12 protein-coding genes are annotated in these 16,711 nt (G+C 67.2%); 1 reads left to right on the top strand and 11 read right to left on the bottom strand.

Annotation, left to right across the window (positions count from 1 at the left end):
- Nucleotides 1–126: 126 nt before the first annotated feature.
- The 6 genes from recG to VNN77_05735 all read right to left on the bottom strand — a co-directional run bounded on the left by recG (nt 127) and on the right by VNN77_05735 (nt 9,904).
- On the bottom strand, nt 127–2,343 hold the full coding sequence (recG, locus tag VNN77_05760) for an ATP-dependent DNA helicase RecG (GenBank protein HXG50901.1): 2,217 nt from the start codon (nt 2,341–2,343) through the stop codon (nt 127–129).
- A complete protein-coding gene (carB, locus tag VNN77_05755) occupies nt 2,327–5,560 on the bottom strand; it encodes a carbamoyl-phosphate synthase large subunit (GenBank protein HXG50900.1) in 3,234 nt (1,077 codons plus the stop codon). The genes recG and carB overlap by 17 nt, the downstream gene beginning before the upstream one ends.
- A 7-nt stretch (nt 5,561–5,567) precedes the next feature.
- Nucleotides 5,568–6,737, bottom strand: a complete 1,170-nt coding sequence (gene carA / locus VNN77_05750) for a glutamine-hydrolyzing carbamoyl-phosphate synthase small subunit (GenBank protein HXG50899.1) — start codon at nt 6,735–6,737, stop codon at nt 5,568–5,570.
- Entirely contained in the window at nt 6,734–8,653 is a 1,920-nt protein-coding gene (gene pyrR, locus VNN77_05745; GenBank protein ID HXG50898.1) for a bifunctional pyr operon transcriptional regulator/uracil phosphoribosyltransferase PyrR, read from the bottom strand. Before pyrR (VNN77_05745) ends, carA begins: the two co-directional genes overlap by 4 nt.
- Before the next feature lie 12 nt (nt 8,654–8,665).
- A complete protein-coding gene (gene pyrR, locus VNN77_05740; protein ID HXG50897.1) occupies nt 8,666–9,223 on the bottom strand; it encodes a bifunctional pyr operon transcriptional regulator/uracil phosphoribosyltransferase PyrR in 558 nt (185 codons plus the stop codon).
- Nucleotides 9,224–9,394: 171 nt separating this feature from the next.
- Entirely contained in the window at nt 9,395–9,904 is a 510-nt protein-coding gene (locus VNN77_05735) for a metallophosphoesterase family protein (GenBank protein ID HXG50896.1), read from the bottom strand.
- A gap of 48 nt (nt 9,905–9,952) precedes the next feature.
- On the opposite strand from VNN77_05735, the gene nbaC reads away from it, so the two are divergent.
- Nucleotides 9,953–10,459, top strand: a complete 507-nt coding sequence (gene nbaC, locus VNN77_05730) for a 3-hydroxyanthranilate 3,4-dioxygenase (protein HXG50895.1) — start codon at nt 9,953–9,955, stop codon at nt 10,457–10,459.
- A gap of 21 nt (nt 10,460–10,480) precedes the next feature.
- On the opposite strand, the gene VNN77_05725 is transcribed toward nbaC, so the two are convergent.
- The 5 genes from VNN77_05725 to VNN77_05705 form a co-directional block, all read right to left on the bottom strand.
- Nucleotides 10,481–12,778 (bottom strand): xanthine dehydrogenase family protein molybdopterin-binding subunit, encoded by a 2,298-nt coding sequence (locus VNN77_05725; protein ID HXG50894.1) that lies wholly within the window; start codon nt 12,776–12,778, stop codon nt 10,481–10,483.
- 30 nt (nt 12,779–12,808) lie between these two features.
- The gene (locus VNN77_05720; GenBank protein ID HXG50893.1) at nt 12,809–12,955 is read right to left on the bottom strand and encodes a hypothetical protein; all 147 of its coding nucleotides are present in this window, start codon (nt 12,953–12,955) and stop codon (nt 12,809–12,811) included.
- Nucleotides 12,956–12,995: 40 nt separating this feature from the next.
- On the bottom strand, nt 12,996–14,441 hold the full coding sequence (locus tag VNN77_05715; protein HXG50892.1) for a UbiD family decarboxylase: 1,446 nt from the start codon (nt 14,439–14,441) through the stop codon (nt 12,996–12,998).
- Between the two features lie 139 nt (nt 14,442–14,580).
- Nucleotides 14,581–15,588, bottom strand: coding sequence for an ABC transporter substrate-binding protein (locus VNN77_05710; protein ID HXG50891.1), 1,008 nt, complete (start codon nt 15,586–15,588; stop codon nt 14,581–14,583).
- Nucleotides 15,589–15,702: 114 nt separating this feature from the next.
- Nucleotides 15,703–16,659, bottom strand: a complete 957-nt coding sequence (locus tag VNN77_05705) for an ABC transporter substrate-binding protein (protein ID HXG50890.1) — start codon at nt 16,657–16,659, stop codon at nt 15,703–15,705.
- Between the last annotated feature and the right edge of the window lie 52 nt (nt 16,660–16,711).

Below are 16,711 nucleotides of genomic sequence, written 5' to 3'. Positions count from 1 at the left end.
GATAAACTCCTGTGCGGTGCCCGAGCGCCCGCTGCCCGAACGGATCTGCGCGGGTGCCAGGACTTCAATTGAGGAATTTATAAGCTATCGTCGGACGCGAAGCAAATCGGCTCGCGCAAACCGACGTCACCCGGCCGCACCCAGCTCGAGCCGCCGCCCCCAACGGTGCATCAGGATCGCCCGTATCGCGGCCGACTCCGGCTTTTCGAGCCCGGGATCGGCCGCGAGCAGGATCTCCGCTTCTTCCCTGGCCTCGAGCAGCAACCGGGCGTCGCGCACGAGGTTGACCGTGCGGAAGTCGCCCTGCCCCGACTGGCGCGTCCCCAGCCATTCCCCGGGACCGCGTAGCGCGAGGTCCGCCTCGGCGATCTTGAAGCCGTCGTGCTCGGTTTCCATCACCTTGAGACGCCGCTCGGCCGCAGGGTTTCCCGGCGCCCGGTTGATGAGGAGGCAGCGCCCGGGTGCCCCGCCCCGTCCGACGCGGCCGCGCAGCTGGTGGAGCTGCGACAGCCCGAAGCGGTCGGCGTGCTCGACGACCATCACGGTCGCGTTCGGGACGTCGATCCCCACCTCGACAACGGTCGTGCAGACCAGCAACTGCAACGTTCCGTCGCGAAAGGAGCGCATGACCGCGTCGCGCTCTTCCGGGGACATCCGGCCGTGAAGGAGGCCGACGCGGAAGCCCCGGAAGGCGCCGGCGCGCATACGCTCGGCCATTCGCGTCGCATCGCGAACGTCGGCCAGCCGGTCGGACGCCTCGACCAGCGGATAGACGACGAAAGCCTGGTGGCCTCGGCGCAGCTCCTCGACAATCGCCTCGTAAACGGCGCGGCGCTGCTCCTCGCCGAAGACCTCCGTGAGCACCGGGCGGCGCCCGGGCGGCATCTGGTCGAGAAAGGAAACATCCATGTCGCCGTACAGCACCATCGCCAGGCTGCGGGGGATGGGCGTGGCGCTCATCAGCAGCAGGTGCGGCTCGGGGGCGGAAAGCGATCCGGCGTCGCCGGCGAGCTTGCGAAGCGAGAGCCGCTGGAGCACGCCGAAACGGTGCTGCTCGTCGATGACGCCCAAGCCCATGCGCGCCGCCCGCACCCCTTCCTGGATGATCGCGTGGGTTCCGACGACGAAGGGAATCTCGCCTCGTTCCACAGCGCCGAGGAGCCGCGCGCGCTCCGCGCCTCGAAGACCTCCGGTCACGAGCGCGGCGCGCAGTCCCAGCGCTTCGGCGAACGGGCGGAGGTTCCGGAAATGCTGCTCCGCGAGCAGCTCGGTGGGAGCGAGCCAGACCGCCTGGGCGCCTCGTTCCATGACGCGCAGGGACGCGAGCCAGGCGACCATCGTCTTTCCCGAGCCGACGTCCCCCTGCACGAGCCTCTGCATCGGGTGCGAAGCCTGGAGATCCCGGTCGATCTCCGACAGCACGCGCTCCTGCGCCACCGTGAGACGGAAAGGAAGCAGGCGGCGCATTTCAGCGGCGTACGATCTTGCGGGTTTTCCGAGTGGCACCGCGTCCCCGGTCCGCCTGAGGCGTTTTCGCAGGCCGAGGCCGAGCTGGAGGTAAAGCAGCTCGTCGAAAACCACGGAACGGTGCGCCCGCGACGAGAACCGGTTCAGCTCATCGGCGTCCGCATCGCGGTCGGGCCGGTGAAGCCGCGCCAGCGCGTCCCGGACGGCGAGAAGGCCGCGGCGCTCCAGGGTCGCCGGCGGCAGGCTATCCGGCAGGCGGTCGCCGTAATCGGCGAGCGCCCGCGCCACCCACCTGCGCATCAAATTGAGCGCGACGCCTCCGGGCCGGACGTACACGGGCACGATTCTTTCGAGCGGCTCGTCCGCGCCCTCGTCGAGCGCTTCGAACTCGGGATGGACCAGGCGCTTTTCGCCCCCTGGCCCCTGCTCCACGCGGCCGTGGACCGCAAGGCGTCGGCCCTCGGCGAGCGCGGCGGCCAGGTACGCGGGCGCCCGATACCAGAAGAGCGAGACCGCGCCGCTGTCGTCGACGAGCGCGGCGCTGATCAGCTGGGCTCGCCGGCGCGGATCGAAGCGCTTGCGCAGCCCGGCCAGGCGGCCGACGAACGTCGCGGTTTCTCCGGGGACGGCGTCCCGGCAGCGTTTGACGAGCCTTCGGTCCTCGTAGCGAAACGGAAGGTGATAGAGGAGATCCTCAACCGATTTCAGCCCGAGCCTGCCGAGTTGTTCCGCCCGGGTCGGACCGACGCCGCGGATGAAGCGGAGGGGTGTCTGAAGCTCTCTCAGCTGCCGCGTCGCCGTCTCGGCGGGATCGGCCGGATCGTTCTTCGCTCTTTTCCGGCCCGCGTTGGGGGTCGGGCTACCGGAGACCCTCATAGTCCTGCAGTGCCCGCACCTCGAACTCGCGTTGCCTGAGAAACTCGATCCCCTCGGCGGCGGCCGCCGCGCCCGCCGTCGTGGTGTAGTACGGCACCTGATAGTCGAGGGCGCAGCGGCGGAGGTAGTACGAATCCGCCTGGGAGTAGGCGTCGGTGGGCGTGTTGATCACCATGGCGATCTCCCCGTTGCGGATGCGGTCGGCGATGTGCGGGCTTCCCTCCTGAACCTTGTTGACGGTCTCGGCCGGGATGCCGCGGTCGCGCAGGTAGGCCGCGGTTCCGCGCGTCGCCACGATCGTGAAGCCGGCGCGGTGCAGCCTGGCCGCCGCCCCGGCGACGGCCGGTTTGTCCTCGTCCCGCACACTGATAAAAACGTTGCCGCGCGTCGGCAGCCGCATCCCGCCCCCGAGCTGCGCCTTGGCGAAGGCGATGCCGAAGGAGCGGTCGATGCCCATGACCTCGCCGGTCGATTTCATCTCCGGCCCGAGCAGGGTGTCGACGCCCGGAAACTTGTTGAACGGAAAGACCGCCTCCTTGACCGAGACGTAGCGGGGCCGCACCTCGGCACGAAGGCCCAGGTCGCGAAGCTTGCGGCCGACCATCACGCGGGCGGCGATCTTCGCCAGCGGGACGCCGGTGGCCTTGCTCACGAAGGGCACGGTGCGCGAAGCGCGTGGATTGACCTCGAGGACGTACACGCGTTCCCCCTGAACCGCGAACTGGACGTTCATGAGACCGCGCACGTCGAGCGCCTTGGCCAGTGCGGCGGTGTGGCGGCGGATCTCGTCCTGGATCCCGTCGGAGATCGACTTCGGCGGGAGGCTGCAGGCGCTGTCGCCGGAATGGACTCCCGCCCGCTCGATGTGCTCCATGATTCCCCCGATGACCACATCGTCGCCGTCGGCGACGGCGTCGACGTCGATCTCGACCGCGTCGTCGAGGAACTTGTCGATCAGGACCGGATGCTCGGGCGAGGCGGAGACCGCGTGCGTCATGTAGTGGCGCAGCGAGCCGCCGTCGTAGACGATCTCCATGGCGCGCCCGCCGAGCACGTAGGAGGGGCGCACCAGCACCGGATAGCCCAGCTCCTCGGCGATGCGGAAGGCCTCGTCGTAGGAGCGCGCCAGGCCGTTTCGCGGCTGCTCGATCCGCAGGCGCTCGAGCAGCTCCTTGAAGCGCTGGCGGTCCTCGGCGAGGTCGATGCTGTCGGGACAGGTGCCGATGATGGTCACTCCCGCGCGCTCCAGCGGCAGGGCGAGCTTGAGCGGCGTCTGGCCGCCGAACTGGACGATCACGCCGTCGGGCTTCTCCCGGTCGGCGATGTTCAGCACCTCCTCGAGCGTCAGCGGCTCGAAATAGAGCTTGTCCGAGGTATCGTAGTCGGTGCTCACCGTCTCGGGGTTGCAGTTGACCATGATCGTCTCGAAGCCCTCTTCCTTCAGGGCGAAGGCGGCGTGAACGCAACAATAGTCGAATTCGATCCCCTGCCCGATGCGGTTCGGGCCGCCGCCGAGGATCATGATCTTGCGTCGCGGCGACGGGTTCGATTCGTCCTCGCCGTCGTAGGTGGAGTAGAGATAGGGGGTGAACGCCCGGAACTCGGCGCCGCAGGTGTCCACGGAGCTGAAGATCGCCTCCACGCCGCGCGCCTTGCGCAGGCGGCGGACCTCGGCTTCCGCGGCGCCCGCGAGGCGGGCGATGCGCTCGTCGGCGAAACCGTGCTGCTTCCAGGCGCGAAGCTGCGCCGCCGGGACTTCCTCGAGGCGCCCGCGGAACGCCTCGATCTCGGGCTCCTGCCGCACGATCTCCTCGATCTTGGCCAGGAACCACGGATCGATGGCCGTGAGCCGGTGGATCTCCTCGAGCGGCATGCCGAGGCGAAACGCGTCGCCGATGTACCAGAGGCGCTGCGCGTTGGGGTTCCTGAGCTTCTCGCGGACCCGTTCCAGCGCGGCCGGCGCGGGCTCTCCGCCGGGATCGAGCTTCGACTCGAAGCCGCACGAGCCGACCTCCAGCGAGCGCATCGCCTTTTGCAGCGCCTCCTTGAAGGTCCGGCCGATCGCCATCGCCTCGCCCACCGACTTCATTTGCGGCGTCAGGAGATCCTTGGCCTGCGGAAACTTCTCGAAGGTGAAGCGCGGTATCTTGACCACGACGTAGTCGATCGTCGGCTCGAAGCACGCGGGCGTTTCGCGCGTGATGTCGTTCGGGATCTCGTCGAGCGTGTAGCCGACGGCAAGCTTGGCGGCGATCTTCGCGATGGGAAAGCCGGTCGCCTTGCTGGCGAGCGCGGAGCTGCGGGAGACCCGCGGGTTCATTTCGATGACCACCATCCGGCCGTCCCGCGGGTTGACCGCGAACTGGATGTTGGAGCCACCGGTATCGACGCCGATCTCCCGGATCACGCGCGCGGCGGCGTCGCGCATCGCCTGGTACTCCTTGTCGGTCAGCGTCTGGGCCGGGGCGACGGTGATCGAGTCGCCGGTGTGGACGCCCATCGGGTCGAAGTTCTCGATCGAGCAGACGATCACCACGTTGTCCTTGTGGTCGCGCATCACCTCCAGCTCGAACTCCTTCCAGCCCAGCACCGACTCCTCGATCAGGACCTCGTGGACCGGCGAGATGTCGAGGCCGTGCTGCACGACTTCCTTGAAGTCGTCCGGACCGTAGGCGAAGTTGCCGCCGCTGCCGCCGAGCGTGCGCGAGGCGCGGATGATGACGGGGAACTTGAGCCGTTTCTGGATCCGCAGGGCGTCGCGCAGGCTGCGCGCGTAGCCGCTGCGCGGCAGGTCGAGCCCGGCGCGGCGCATGGCCTCCTTGAAGAGGTCGCGGTCCTCGGCCTTCTTGATGGACTCCGCGCGGGCGCCGATCATCTCGACGCCGTAGCGCTCGAGCACTCCCCGGTCAGCGAGGTCGATGGCGAGGTTGAGGGCGGTCTGGCCGCCCAGGGTCGGAAGCAGAGCATCCGGCCGCTCCTTCTCGATGATCTTCTCCACGACCTCGGTCGTGATCGGCTCGATGTAGGTGCGGTCGGCGAAGTCGGGGTCGGTCATGATCGTCGCCGGGTTGGAGTTCACCAGGATCGTCCGGTACCCCTCTTCCTTCAGCGCCTTGAGCGCCTGGGTGCCGGAGTAGTCGAACTCACAGGCCTGGCCGATCACGATCGGTCCCGAGCCGATCAGCAGGATGGTGCGGATGTCGGTGCGCTTGGGCATGGGCGGCTCAGCCTCGATGCTTCCGCATCATCTCGACGAACCGACGGAAGAGATAACCGGCGTCGTGGGGGCCGGGCGACGATTCCGGATGATACTGGACGGAAAAGATCGGCAGCTCGCGGTGGGCGAGCCCCTCGACCGTGTGATCGTTGAGGTTGAGGTGGGTCACCTCGGCCGATCCTTTGAGCGATTCGGCATCCACGGCGAAGCCGTGGTTCTGTGCGGTGATCTCGACCTTGCGCGTCGTGAGGTCCATGACCGGCTGATTGCCCCCGTGGTGGCCGAACTTGAGCTTGTAGGTGCGGCCCCCCAGCGCGAGGCCGAGGATCTGATGCCCCAGACAGATGCCGAAGATCGGCTTTCGCCCCAGGAGCCTGCGGACGTTCTCCTTCGCGTACGGCACCGCGTCGGGATCGCCCGGCCCGTTGGAGAGAAAGATTCCGTCAGGGTCGAGGGCCAGAACGTCCTCGGCCGGGGTCGGAGCGGGCACGACACGGACCCGGCAGCCCGACTCGGCCAGGTGGCGCAGGATGTTGAACTTGATGCCGTAGTCGTACGCCACCACGAAAAAACGCGGCGACGAGAAATCGTCTTTTTTCCTGCGGCGGCCGGCCTCGGCCGGCTCCCGCCGGCGATAACCGCGCCCCGGCGCCCACAGCCCCTCGTTCCAGTCGTAGGGCTCGCCGCAGGTGACCGCGGCGACGAGGTCGCGCCCGATCAGGCCCGGCGATGCCTTGGCCCTGGCGACGAGCCGCTCGGGGTCCTGCTCGACGCTCGAGATCACACCCTCCTGCGTACCGTGGTCGCGCAGGTGGCGCACCAGCGCGCGCGTGTCGATCCCCTGGATGCCGACGATCCCGTGGGCGCGCATGTACTCGTGCAGCGGCTGGGCCGCGCGCCAGTTGCTCGGCGTCGCGGTGTATTCGCGGACGATAAACCCTTTCACGAACGGTTTGCGCGACTCCACGTCCTCCGGGTTGACGCCCACGTTGCCGATCTGCGGGTAGGTCATGGCGACGAGCTGTCCCTCGTAGGAAGGGTCGGTGAGGATCTCCTGATAGCCGGTCATGCTCGTGTTGAAGACCACCTCGCCCACCGCCTCCCCTTCCGCGCCGAAAGCGGTTCCCCGGTAGACCCGGCCGTCGGCCAGCGCCAGAATCGCCGTTTTCGTGCTCATGCGATTTCCTGCACCTCCTCGCCCGGGCCCTCGGCGGCGTAGAGCGTCACCTTGTCGGCGCTTTGCGGCTCCTGCTCGCGCAGCCTGACGCGAACCCGCTCCTGGTCCGAGGTGGGGAGGTGCTTGCCGACGTAGTTGGGCTTGAGCGGCACCTGACGCCGGCCGCGGTCGACGAGCACCGCCAGGCGCACGGATTTCGGGCGGCCCGATCGGAAGAGAACGCTCAGGGCGTGGTTTGCGGTCCGGCCGGTATGGATCACGTCGTCGACGAGGACCACGTCGCGGTCGCGCAAATTGACCGGACCCAGCTCGGCGTCGGCGGGCGCGACGCGGCGGATTTCGTCGCTCTCGCCGTAGATCTCGATCTCTCCGACCTCGAGCTTTCGTTTTCGTTCCAGCTCCATGCGCACGGCGATGCGGCGCGCGAGCCAGGCGCCGCCGCTCCGGATGCCGAGGATGAACAGGCGCTCCGGCTCCGCGGTGTCGCGCAGGATCTCCTCGCTCAGGCGGAGCAACGCCGCCTCGATCTCGCCCTCGTCCATCACGACGCGCTCGGGCCCGCAGCGGTAAGGCTCGTACCCGAGCTCTTCGGCCTGCTTGACCGAGTCGAACACTACCAGCTCGCGCCTGCCGAGCCAGCGCTTGAGGAGCGGCGCCAGCGCGATGTCGTAGGCGCAGTACTTCCTCGACGGCGCGTGGCCCACGAGCCTGACCTTGAAGGGGTGATCGCAGTAGAAGCAGCGAAGAATCAAGACGCCCCCCGGCCCCCCGGAGACCAGGCCGAAACGGTGCCGGGTGGAAGCCGGCTCCCGGACCGTGACGCAGTTGGGGTTCGGGCATGACGGTCCGAGCCGCTCGGGTGTCTCGTAGACGGGAACCGAGGGCCCAGGGGCCGCCCCGCGGCCTTCCCCGCCCAGGATAAATTTGAGCAGGGCCATGCGCACCGGAACGCCGTAGGCCGCCTGCTTGAAATAGACCCCGCGGCGGTCGCGGTCGAGCTCGGGCGAGAGCTCGTCGACGCGGGGCAGCGGATGCATGACGACCGTGTCCCTGAAGCGCTCCGAGTCGAGAAAGCTCGAGCCGATCGTCGGATAGCTGCCGCCGCCGTTCTCGGCGCCGAGCCGTTCCTTTTGCTTGCGCGTCATGTAGAAAGCGTCGTAGCGCAGCTCCGAGACCATACCGGTCAGCCGGCGCTGGATCTCGGCGTCGAGATCGGTGAGCAGCGCGAGCCGGTGCGGCTGGCGCGGCGTGAGATAGAGGGCGTCGGTCTCGCTCACCACCGACCGCAAATCGTCGGAGGCGAGGGGCGCGGGCGCGTACCCGAACTCTCTCTCGAGCCGCTCGAGCACGAAAGCCGGAAGCTCCATGCCGGCCGCGGCCAGCGCCACCACGTTGGCCCCGAAGCGGGCCAGCGCGTAAACCAGGGAGTGAATCGTCCGGCCGTGCTTCAAGTCGCCGCAGACCACCACCGTGAGCCCCTTAAGCCCGCCCTTCTCCCGCCTGAGCGTATAGAGGTCGCAGAGCGTCTGCGTGGGATGCTCGTGGCTGCCGTCGCCGGCGTTGATCAGCGGAATCTCCGCGTGCTCCGCCATCGCCTGGGCGGCGCCGTCCCAGTAGTGGCGGACGACCAGTACATCGGCGTAGCTCGATACCACCCTGGCGGTGTCGGCGATGCTCTCGCCCTTGGCCGCCGAGGACGACCGCATGTCGGAGCAGCTGACGACCGAACCGCCGAGGCGCTGCATCGCCGATTCGAAAGAAAGCCGGGTCCGGGTGCTCGGCTCGTAGAACAACGTCGCCATGATCCTGCCGGCGGCGGGGCGCTCGCGCACCAGGGCGGGCGCGTCGTCCGCGAGCTCGAAGATCGCTTCGATCTCATCGTTCCCGAGGTCGGCAATCGACACCAGGCTGCGCACGACAATCGGCTCCTAAGGTTGTTGGACGCGCGGCGGCCAGTCGGTGAGCACTACCTGGTCGACGCCGTCCGATTCTTCCAACAAGACCGTGATCCGCCGGGCGTCGTCGGCTTCGAGGTTGCGGCCGACGATGTCCGCACGGATCGGAAGCTCGCGTGCGCCGCGATCGATCAGCACCGCGAGCAGCACGCGGGCGGGGTTGCCGAAACGCGCCACCGCCTGCATCGCCGCCCGGATGGTGCGGCCGCGATAGATGACGTCGTCGACGAGCACCACGGTCCGGTCGTCGACCGCGACGGGGATCTCACGCGGCGAGAGGAGCGCCGGCTCGTCGGTTGCAGCGCCGTCGTCGCGGAAGCGCGTGATGTCGATCGCTCCGACGGCCGGGGCCGCCCTGCCGAACTCCGCGATCTTGCGGGCCAGGCGACGCGCCAGGTGAACGCCGCGCGAGCGGATGCCGATCAGAACCGGAGCCGCTCCCGCGGTGCGCTCGACGATCTCGTGCGCCATCCGCGCCACGGTCCTGGCGAGATCTTCCTTCTCGAGGAGAATCTGCTTCTCGGCTGCCACGTCAAGCCATAAAAAAAGGCCTCCTCCGGACGGAAGAGGCCTGTGTCATATTTCCCCGACAAAAGTTCATCGTGTGCCTTTACCGACCTCGCGGGATCGGTTTAAAAGGACCAGCTCTTTTCTACCGTGACCGACCTTCGATGTCAACCCGAAGTCGGCGCGGGACACGCTTCAGAGAATCTCGACGATTTCGGCTCCGGCCGAACCGCGGCCGAGCGTCAGGCGGGCGACCGTGACCGGGAGCTTGAAGCGGCGTGGACCGGCGCTCCCCGGGTTGACGAAGAGCGCGCCCGGCGATTTCTCCACCTTCGGCCGGTGCGAGTGACCGCTTATCACCACGGCCGGGGGCTCGGGCGGGGCGCCGAGGCCGCGCAGATCGTGGACGACGTAACAAACGAAATCGTTGATGCGCAGCTCCAGGCCGAGGGGAAGGCCGCGCGCCCAAGCCCCGCGGTCGTTGTTGCCGCGGACCGCCGCGACGGGACAGAGCCGCCGGAGCCCCTCGAGAACGCCCGGGCCGCCGATATCGCCCGCGTGAATGATCAGCTCCGAACCCTGCAGTGCCGCGACCGCCTCCGGGCGGAGCAGGCCGTGGGTGTCGGAGATGAGCCCCACCCGCCCCTGCGGCAAGCTCAACGCCGGCAGGCGGCAAAGCCGGGCCCGTTTGATTCTGAGGGGCATCGGAATCTATACAATACAGGCGGCGCAACCGGCGTCCAGGGAGGCGGTATGTTTCCTCACCTGCAAGCGTTTCATTTGCAGCGCTGGATCGACGAGAACCGGGGCGACTGGGGACAGCGCCGGGTCATCTGGCAAGATTCCGACTTCATCGCCTTCGTCACCCGCGGTCCCAACCGGCGGAAAGACTTCCACATCAACCCCGGAGACGAGATCTTCTACCAGCTCGAAGGAGAACTGAATCTCCATCACCTGGAGAACGGGAAACGGCCCGAGGTCGCGGTCCTCAAGGCGGGCGAGATGCTTCTGCTGCCGCGCAATGTGCCGCACTCGCCGCGCCGCGGCGAAGGGTCGTGGACGCTGGTGGTCGAAAGAAAGCGGCGGCCCGAAGAGCTCGACCGGTTCGTCTGGGTTTGCGAAAGCTGCGGCACGGAGCTCTACGCCACCGATGTTCGCTTCGACGACCCCACGGACGCCGTGGCGCGCGCCACGCGGAGGATCCAGGCCGATCCGCGATTGTCCACCTGCCGGAGCTGCGGGGAGCGACTGGCCCTGTAAAGGCCGCGGGGAACGGCAGTCTCAGCCGCGCCTGGCCTGAATCGCTGTCCAAACCTTCGGAGGCGTCAGCGGCAGGTCCTGGATGCGTACGCCAACGGCCCTGGAAACCGCCCCGGCGATCGCCGGGGCGAGGGGCAGCAGTCCCCCTTCTCCCATTCCCTTGGCGCCGAAGGGCCCCGGCCCGTTGCCGTTCTCGATCAGCACGGTGGTGAGGTTCTGCGGCAGGTCGCCGAAGGTCGGCAGCCTGTAATCGACGAGGTTGGCGTTCAACGGCTGGCCGCTGTCGTACACCAGCTCCTCGAGCAGCGTGTGGCCGACGCCGAACATCACCGCGCCTTCGTCCTGCCCTTCGACCTGCTCGGGATTGATCGCCTTGCCGACGTCGGTGGCGGAAACGTAGTTCAGGAGCTGGATCGCGCCTGTCTCGGTGTCGACTTCCAGCTCGACGCCGCCCCACGCCACCTCCCAGAACGTCGTCGGCGAGCCGAGCACGGCCTTGGGGGTGCGCTTGTCGCGATAGAGGCCACGGCCGATGATCTCACCGGCCCTGCTGCCGAAGAACTCCACGATCACCCTGCCGTACGGGAGCGAGCGGCCGTCGCGCGTGTGAACCGCCCCGTCCCGCAAGACGAGGCCGGAGGGCTTTCGCTTGAGCACCTTGGCAGCGCACTGCAGCAACTGTTTTCTGGCGTCCTGGGCCGCGCGCTGCACGGCAAGCCCCATCACCACGGTCGAGCTGCTCGCGCTGGTCGAGATGTCGTAAGGCGTGACGTCGGTGTCGAGCTGCGCCACGGAAATGCGCCCGAGGTCCATGGCCAGCTCCTCGGCGACGATCTGGCTGAGCGCGGTCCGCGGCCCCTGGCCGATCTCCACCGTTCCCGTGAGCAGGACGGCGCTCCCGTCCGATGAGATCCGCACGGCGGCGCCAGCCACCTTGTACGTGCCGCCCGCGTCCTTCATGCACATGGCGATACCCTTGCCGCGGTTCGGCCGGGAGGGCGGCTCGTTCCACTTGATCGCCTCGGCCACCTTGAGCAGGCCTTCCTTGAGATCGCAGTCGACGGGCGTGTCGCCGGCGGTGTAGACCTCCCCTTTCCTGAGGAGGTTCTTGAGCCGCAGCTCGACGGGGTCGATCCCCAGCCGCTCGGCGATCAGGTCCATCTGCGACTCGTACGCCCACGTCACCTGGACGCTGCCGAAGCCGCGAAACGCCCCGGCGGGGATCGTGTTGGTGTAGACCCCGTGCGCCTCGATCCTGGCGTTGGGAATGCGGTACGGACCGAGGGAGCGATAGCCCGCCTTCTGCGTCACGCGCGGGCCGGCGTCGGCGTACGCGCCCGTGTCGGTGAAGATCCGGCACTCGCGCGCGACCAGCTTTCCGTCACGCGTGACCCCTGTCCGGAGCGTGACGCGCGCGGCGTGGCGCGTGACAGTCTTGAAGCTTTCGCCGAAGGAGAGCACGAGCTTCACCGGCCGCCGCGTTTTCCACGACAGCGCAGCGGTGATCGGCTCCGCCTTGACGTACAGCTTGCCGCCGTAGCCGCCGCCGACATACGGGACGATGACGCGCACCCGGCTGAGCGGCAGGCTGAAGATCGCCGACAGGTGGTCGCGCAGCGTGAAGGGGTCCTGGCAGGAGCTCCAGACGGTGAACTTCTCTCCGTCCCAGTAGGCGATGTTGGTGTGCGGCTCGAGGGAGCAATGCTGCACCTTGTGGAAGCGGAAAGTGTCCTCGAAGACGTGATCGGCTTTCTCGAAGCCGCGCGCGAGGTCGCCGCGCTCGTAGCCGAAGTAATAGCAGACGTTGGTGCCCTTGAAACGCTCCGGCGCGCCGTAGGTCGAGCCGCGCAGCTCGGCGCGGGCCACCTCTTCCTCGTGCACCAGCGGAGCGCCCTCGGCGAGCGCCTGCTCGAGATCGTCGACGTGCGGCAGGTCCTCGTACTCGACCTCGATCCGATCGAGCGCTTCCTCGGCCGCCAGCGGCTCCTCGGCCAGGACCGCGGCCACGGGGTCGCCGACGTAGCGGACCTTGTCGACGGCCACGATGCACTGGTCCTTGTACGTCGCGCCGTAGCGGTAATTGAGACCGCCGAGGTCGTCGCGCGTCAGAACCGCGATCACTCCGGGAACGTCGTAGGCCCGGGCGGCGTCGACCCGGACCAGCTTCGCGTGGGCCACCGGGCTGCGCAGGATCTTGGCGTAGGCCATCCCGGGAAGCTCGATGTCTCCCGTGTAGATCGCCTTTCCGGTGACCTTCTCGATGCTGTCGACGCGATGGGCGCTCTTGCCCACGACCGCGTAACTGCGCGTTTTCTTCATGCTCGCCGGAAAGCCGCCGCCTGGCGGCGTTTACTTCCGAATCTTCGGGCTGTCCTTCTCGGGGAAATAGAGGTCGCAAAACGGGCAGTGGAAATTCATGCCCGACCCCAGCATGTGGGGGTTGACCACGAAGACTTTCTTGCACTTCGGACAGGTGACTTCTACCGCCTGGCCCATGATTCCTCCTAAAGCGCGTGCGAGTTACCGGTTCTCGAGCTCAAGCCCAGTAAGTGGTCCGGTCGATCGGGATGTGCTGCAGGACCTCGCCGGGGATGTAGTCCTCCAGCTTGATCCGCGCCATGGCGTCGTCCGGGCACTTGGAGACCGGCGAGAACGGCCGGTCGAGGGGTCTGGTTGCGTCGACGATCATGCCCGACGTCTTGATCTCGTCGACCAGCGACGGGTCGAGGAAGTTGCCGCGGAAGAGCGGCTGCAGGATCGAGACCTGGCGATGCGGTTGCACGCGTGTTGCCAGAGCCCACAGGATGTCGGTCGGATTGAAAACGTCGATGTCGTCGTCGAACACGAATACGTTCTTGGTATGGTCGAAAGTGAGCGCGGCGGCCGCGGCCCGCCCGGGATCCCCCTCCGACATCTTCTTCATCGAGATGAAAACGTTGTAGTGCGCGTGCCGGCCCTGCTTGCAGACCGCGGTCACGCCGGGCACCGCCTCGCGGCAGCGCCGCAGATAGGCGCCCTCCCGGGGCAGATCCATCCACGGCTTGTCGCCCTCGGGCGTGATCACGGACTGGTACATCGCCCCGTTGCGGTAGTTGATCGCGCGCACCTGGTACTCCACGCACGTGGTGTAGCGCTGCGGGCCGAGGTATCCGGGCGCTTCGCCGAAGGGCCCTTCGACGACGCGCTTGTTGGGGATCAACACGCCTTCGATCACGATCTCCGCATCGGCGGGGATCAGGAAGTCTTCGCCGAAGGTTTCGGAAGGAACCAGCCGCAGCGGCTCGCCCAGGTAGCCGCCGATCACGTCGTACTCGCTCACTTCGAACGGACCGCTGTAGCAGGCGCCCATGTGATACGCCGGGTGATGGCCGAGGACCGTCGCCACCGGCATCTCGAGGTTGTTCTCCTCGTGGTCGCGATAGATCCGCCAGAGGTGGCGGGGCGAGGCGTAAAGCGCGGTGGTGTTCTTCGACTTCACCTCCATGCGGTGATAGGAGACGTTGTAGATGCCGGTCTTGCGGTCCCTGGCGATGGTCGACAGCACGATGTACGGGCCGCCGTCCATCTCGTGGTGGCGCATGATCGGGAGCTCGTAGAGGTCCACATCGCGGCCGACGCGGACGTTTTCCTTGACCGGCGCGTCCTTCCTGTCGACCACGACCGGCGCGATCCGGTGCTCTTCCATCTCCAGGCAGCGCTCGGCCATTTGCGGCCGGGTGGTCTCCTTGGGCAGCCCCAGGGCGATCTGCGCCTTGCGCTGGGAGATCTCGCAGTTCATCACCAGCTTGATGTCGCCGACCCTGCCGTTGAGATTCAGCGGATTGTCGAAAATGATGATCGGGAACTTCTTCAGGGCGCCGAGATGCTTGATGATCGCGGTCACGTCGTAGTGCGCCGGGTCGACCTGCTTGGTGATGTGGATCACCTCGTTGGGAATCTCGCGGCGGCAGTCGTCGAGAAAAGTCCTCAGACTCTTGGGCATGGAGTCCTCCTCGGCCGGAAAAATTATGCAAAATTTTATGCAGAGAGGATTATCGGATGCGGGAAACTTTGTCAATCAAGCGGGGCTTTTCGCGCGCGCGGAGCCCTCGCGGAAAATCGCGGAAGCGGCGGGAGCGAAGCTAGCGGGCGCCGTATCTCGCGTACATCTCGTCGATGAAGCCGCTGGCGTCCAGCTTTTTCATGAAACGGTCGTCGACCAGCTCCTCGACCTTCACCTTTTCGACCGCGGGATTGCGCAGCTTCATCAGCCGCTGAACGTTTTTCAGCCCCGCCAGGCTCGCGAAGGGTTTGCGGTCCAGCCCCTTGAGGACGTCCTGGTACCCTTCTTCGGCCTCCTGATCCCCGATCCGGAGGTACTTCTTGAGGATCGCGAGCGCGGTTCCCTTGTTGGCCGGGCCGAAGATGAACGCCTCGCTCTCGAGCAGGGCCTTGAGGATGTTCTCGATGGTCTGCGGGTTTTTCTGGATGAAGCTTCCCTTCGTGACGATGCCGACGCTGGAGATCGGGATGTTCGCCTTGCTCAGCTCGGCGAGCACCGGAAATCCCCTCTCCCGCAGCGTGCGGCTCATCACCCCGTCGAGCACCGTGACGTCGATTGTGCCGGTCACGAGCGCCTGGGCGAGGACCGACTGGTCGCCGGCGGGAATCAGGCTGATGCGGTCGCGCGCCGGTTCCAGGCCGAAGTGCTCCAGCGCGAGGATCGCCCCCATCCACACGGTGCCGCCGATGCTCTGGACGCCGAAGATCTTCCCCCGCAGGTCTTCCGGCCGCTTGATTCCGGGCCGCGCCACGACGTCGTAGGTCACCCGGTTGGTGAACGCGGCGAGGATCTTGAGATCCGATCCGCTCGCGGCGGCGCCGAGGACCGCCGTTCCGCCGGTATAGCCGATCTGGATGTCGCCCGAGGTCAGCGCGGCGACCAGCGTCGGCGCCTGGCGGATGAAGATCATCTCCGAGGGAACGCCGTACTTGGAGAAAAATCCCCGATCCTTGGCCGTCCAGAGAGGCAGTACGCGGGCGTTCATCGCCGCGTGCGCGATCACGTTGTTGGCGGGCTCGGCTGCAACCGCCCTGCCGGGCGACGCCAGCCCGAGAGCCAGGAGGGCAAAGGCGAAGCGCATCTTCATGGTTCGCCTCCTTTCGAATCGCGCGCCGCCGGCGCGCTTTCCGCCGCCGGCGCTCCAGGCCCGCAACGCTCCGCGGGCGACGCTCTCCGCCGCGAATCTCCAGCCGGGGGAGCCTTACCGACCGCCCAGCGCCTTGATGAAGGAGCGGTCGATCAACTCGTCGACCGTGATCCGGCGCTTGATGCGGCCGGTCTCGTATTCCTGGTCGATCACGCCGGGAATCGCCTTTTCGGCGATCGTGCCGTTCAGGGGAAACGAGTCGCGGTACTCGTCGTAACCCGCCGGCGCATACGCCGGATCCATCTTGACGTACTTCCTGAGCGCGCGGATCGCCTCGTCCCTGTGCTCCAGCGTGTACTTGACGCCGCGCTGGTAGGCGCGCAGGAACCTCGTCACCTGCTCCCTTTCCTTCGCCAGCCACGACTCGCGAGCTGCGAAGGTCTCGTAGGGCCACTGAGGGAAGACTTCCTTGAGGTCGAACAGTTTGTTGAAGCCCTGCTGTTTGGCGATTTCCGTGACCGGGAACCAGACGATGGAAGCGTCGACGGCTTTGGCGGAAAGCGCGGCGAAGCGGGCCGGCGTGCTGCCGATCTGGAGAATCGTGACTTCCTTGGGGTCGATGCCGAAGTGCCGCAGCGTGGCCCGCGTCAGGTAATCGGTGAGCGAGCCGAAGCGGCTGATGGCGAAGCGCTTTCCGCGCGCGTCCTTCATCGACTTGAATCCCGGCTGCGAGTAAAGCTGAAAGGGCATGATGTTGCAGATGCCCCAGAAGTTCTTGATGTCGCTGCCCGCCGCCCGGCCGCCGATGGTTTCGACGAAGGCGCTCCCCATCATCTGGATGTCGCCGCCGATCAACGCCTGGAGGTTGGTCGCCCCGGCGTTGAACATGACCAGCAGCACCTCCAGCCCTTCGTCTTTCCAGAAGCCCTTTTCCTGCGTGACGTAAACCGGCAGAAACGCCACGTTGACGGAAGAAAGGCCGACGATGATGCGGGCCTCAGCGGGCCGGGTCCAGGAGAGCGCTCCCCACAGGAGAGCGGCGGTGAGCACGATGGCGATCTTCTTCGACACCTTTGTAGTCTCCTTTCGCGGATGGCCGCAGTCGGTCGGGCGCGGCTCGCTA

It is taken from the genome of Candidatus Zixiibacteriota bacterium (genome assembly GCA_035574315.1).
Classification (GTDB): Bacteria; Desulfobacterota; Binatia; order UBA9968; family UBA9968; genus DATLYW01.
This window is presented reverse-complemented; position numbering and strand designations above follow the sequence as displayed.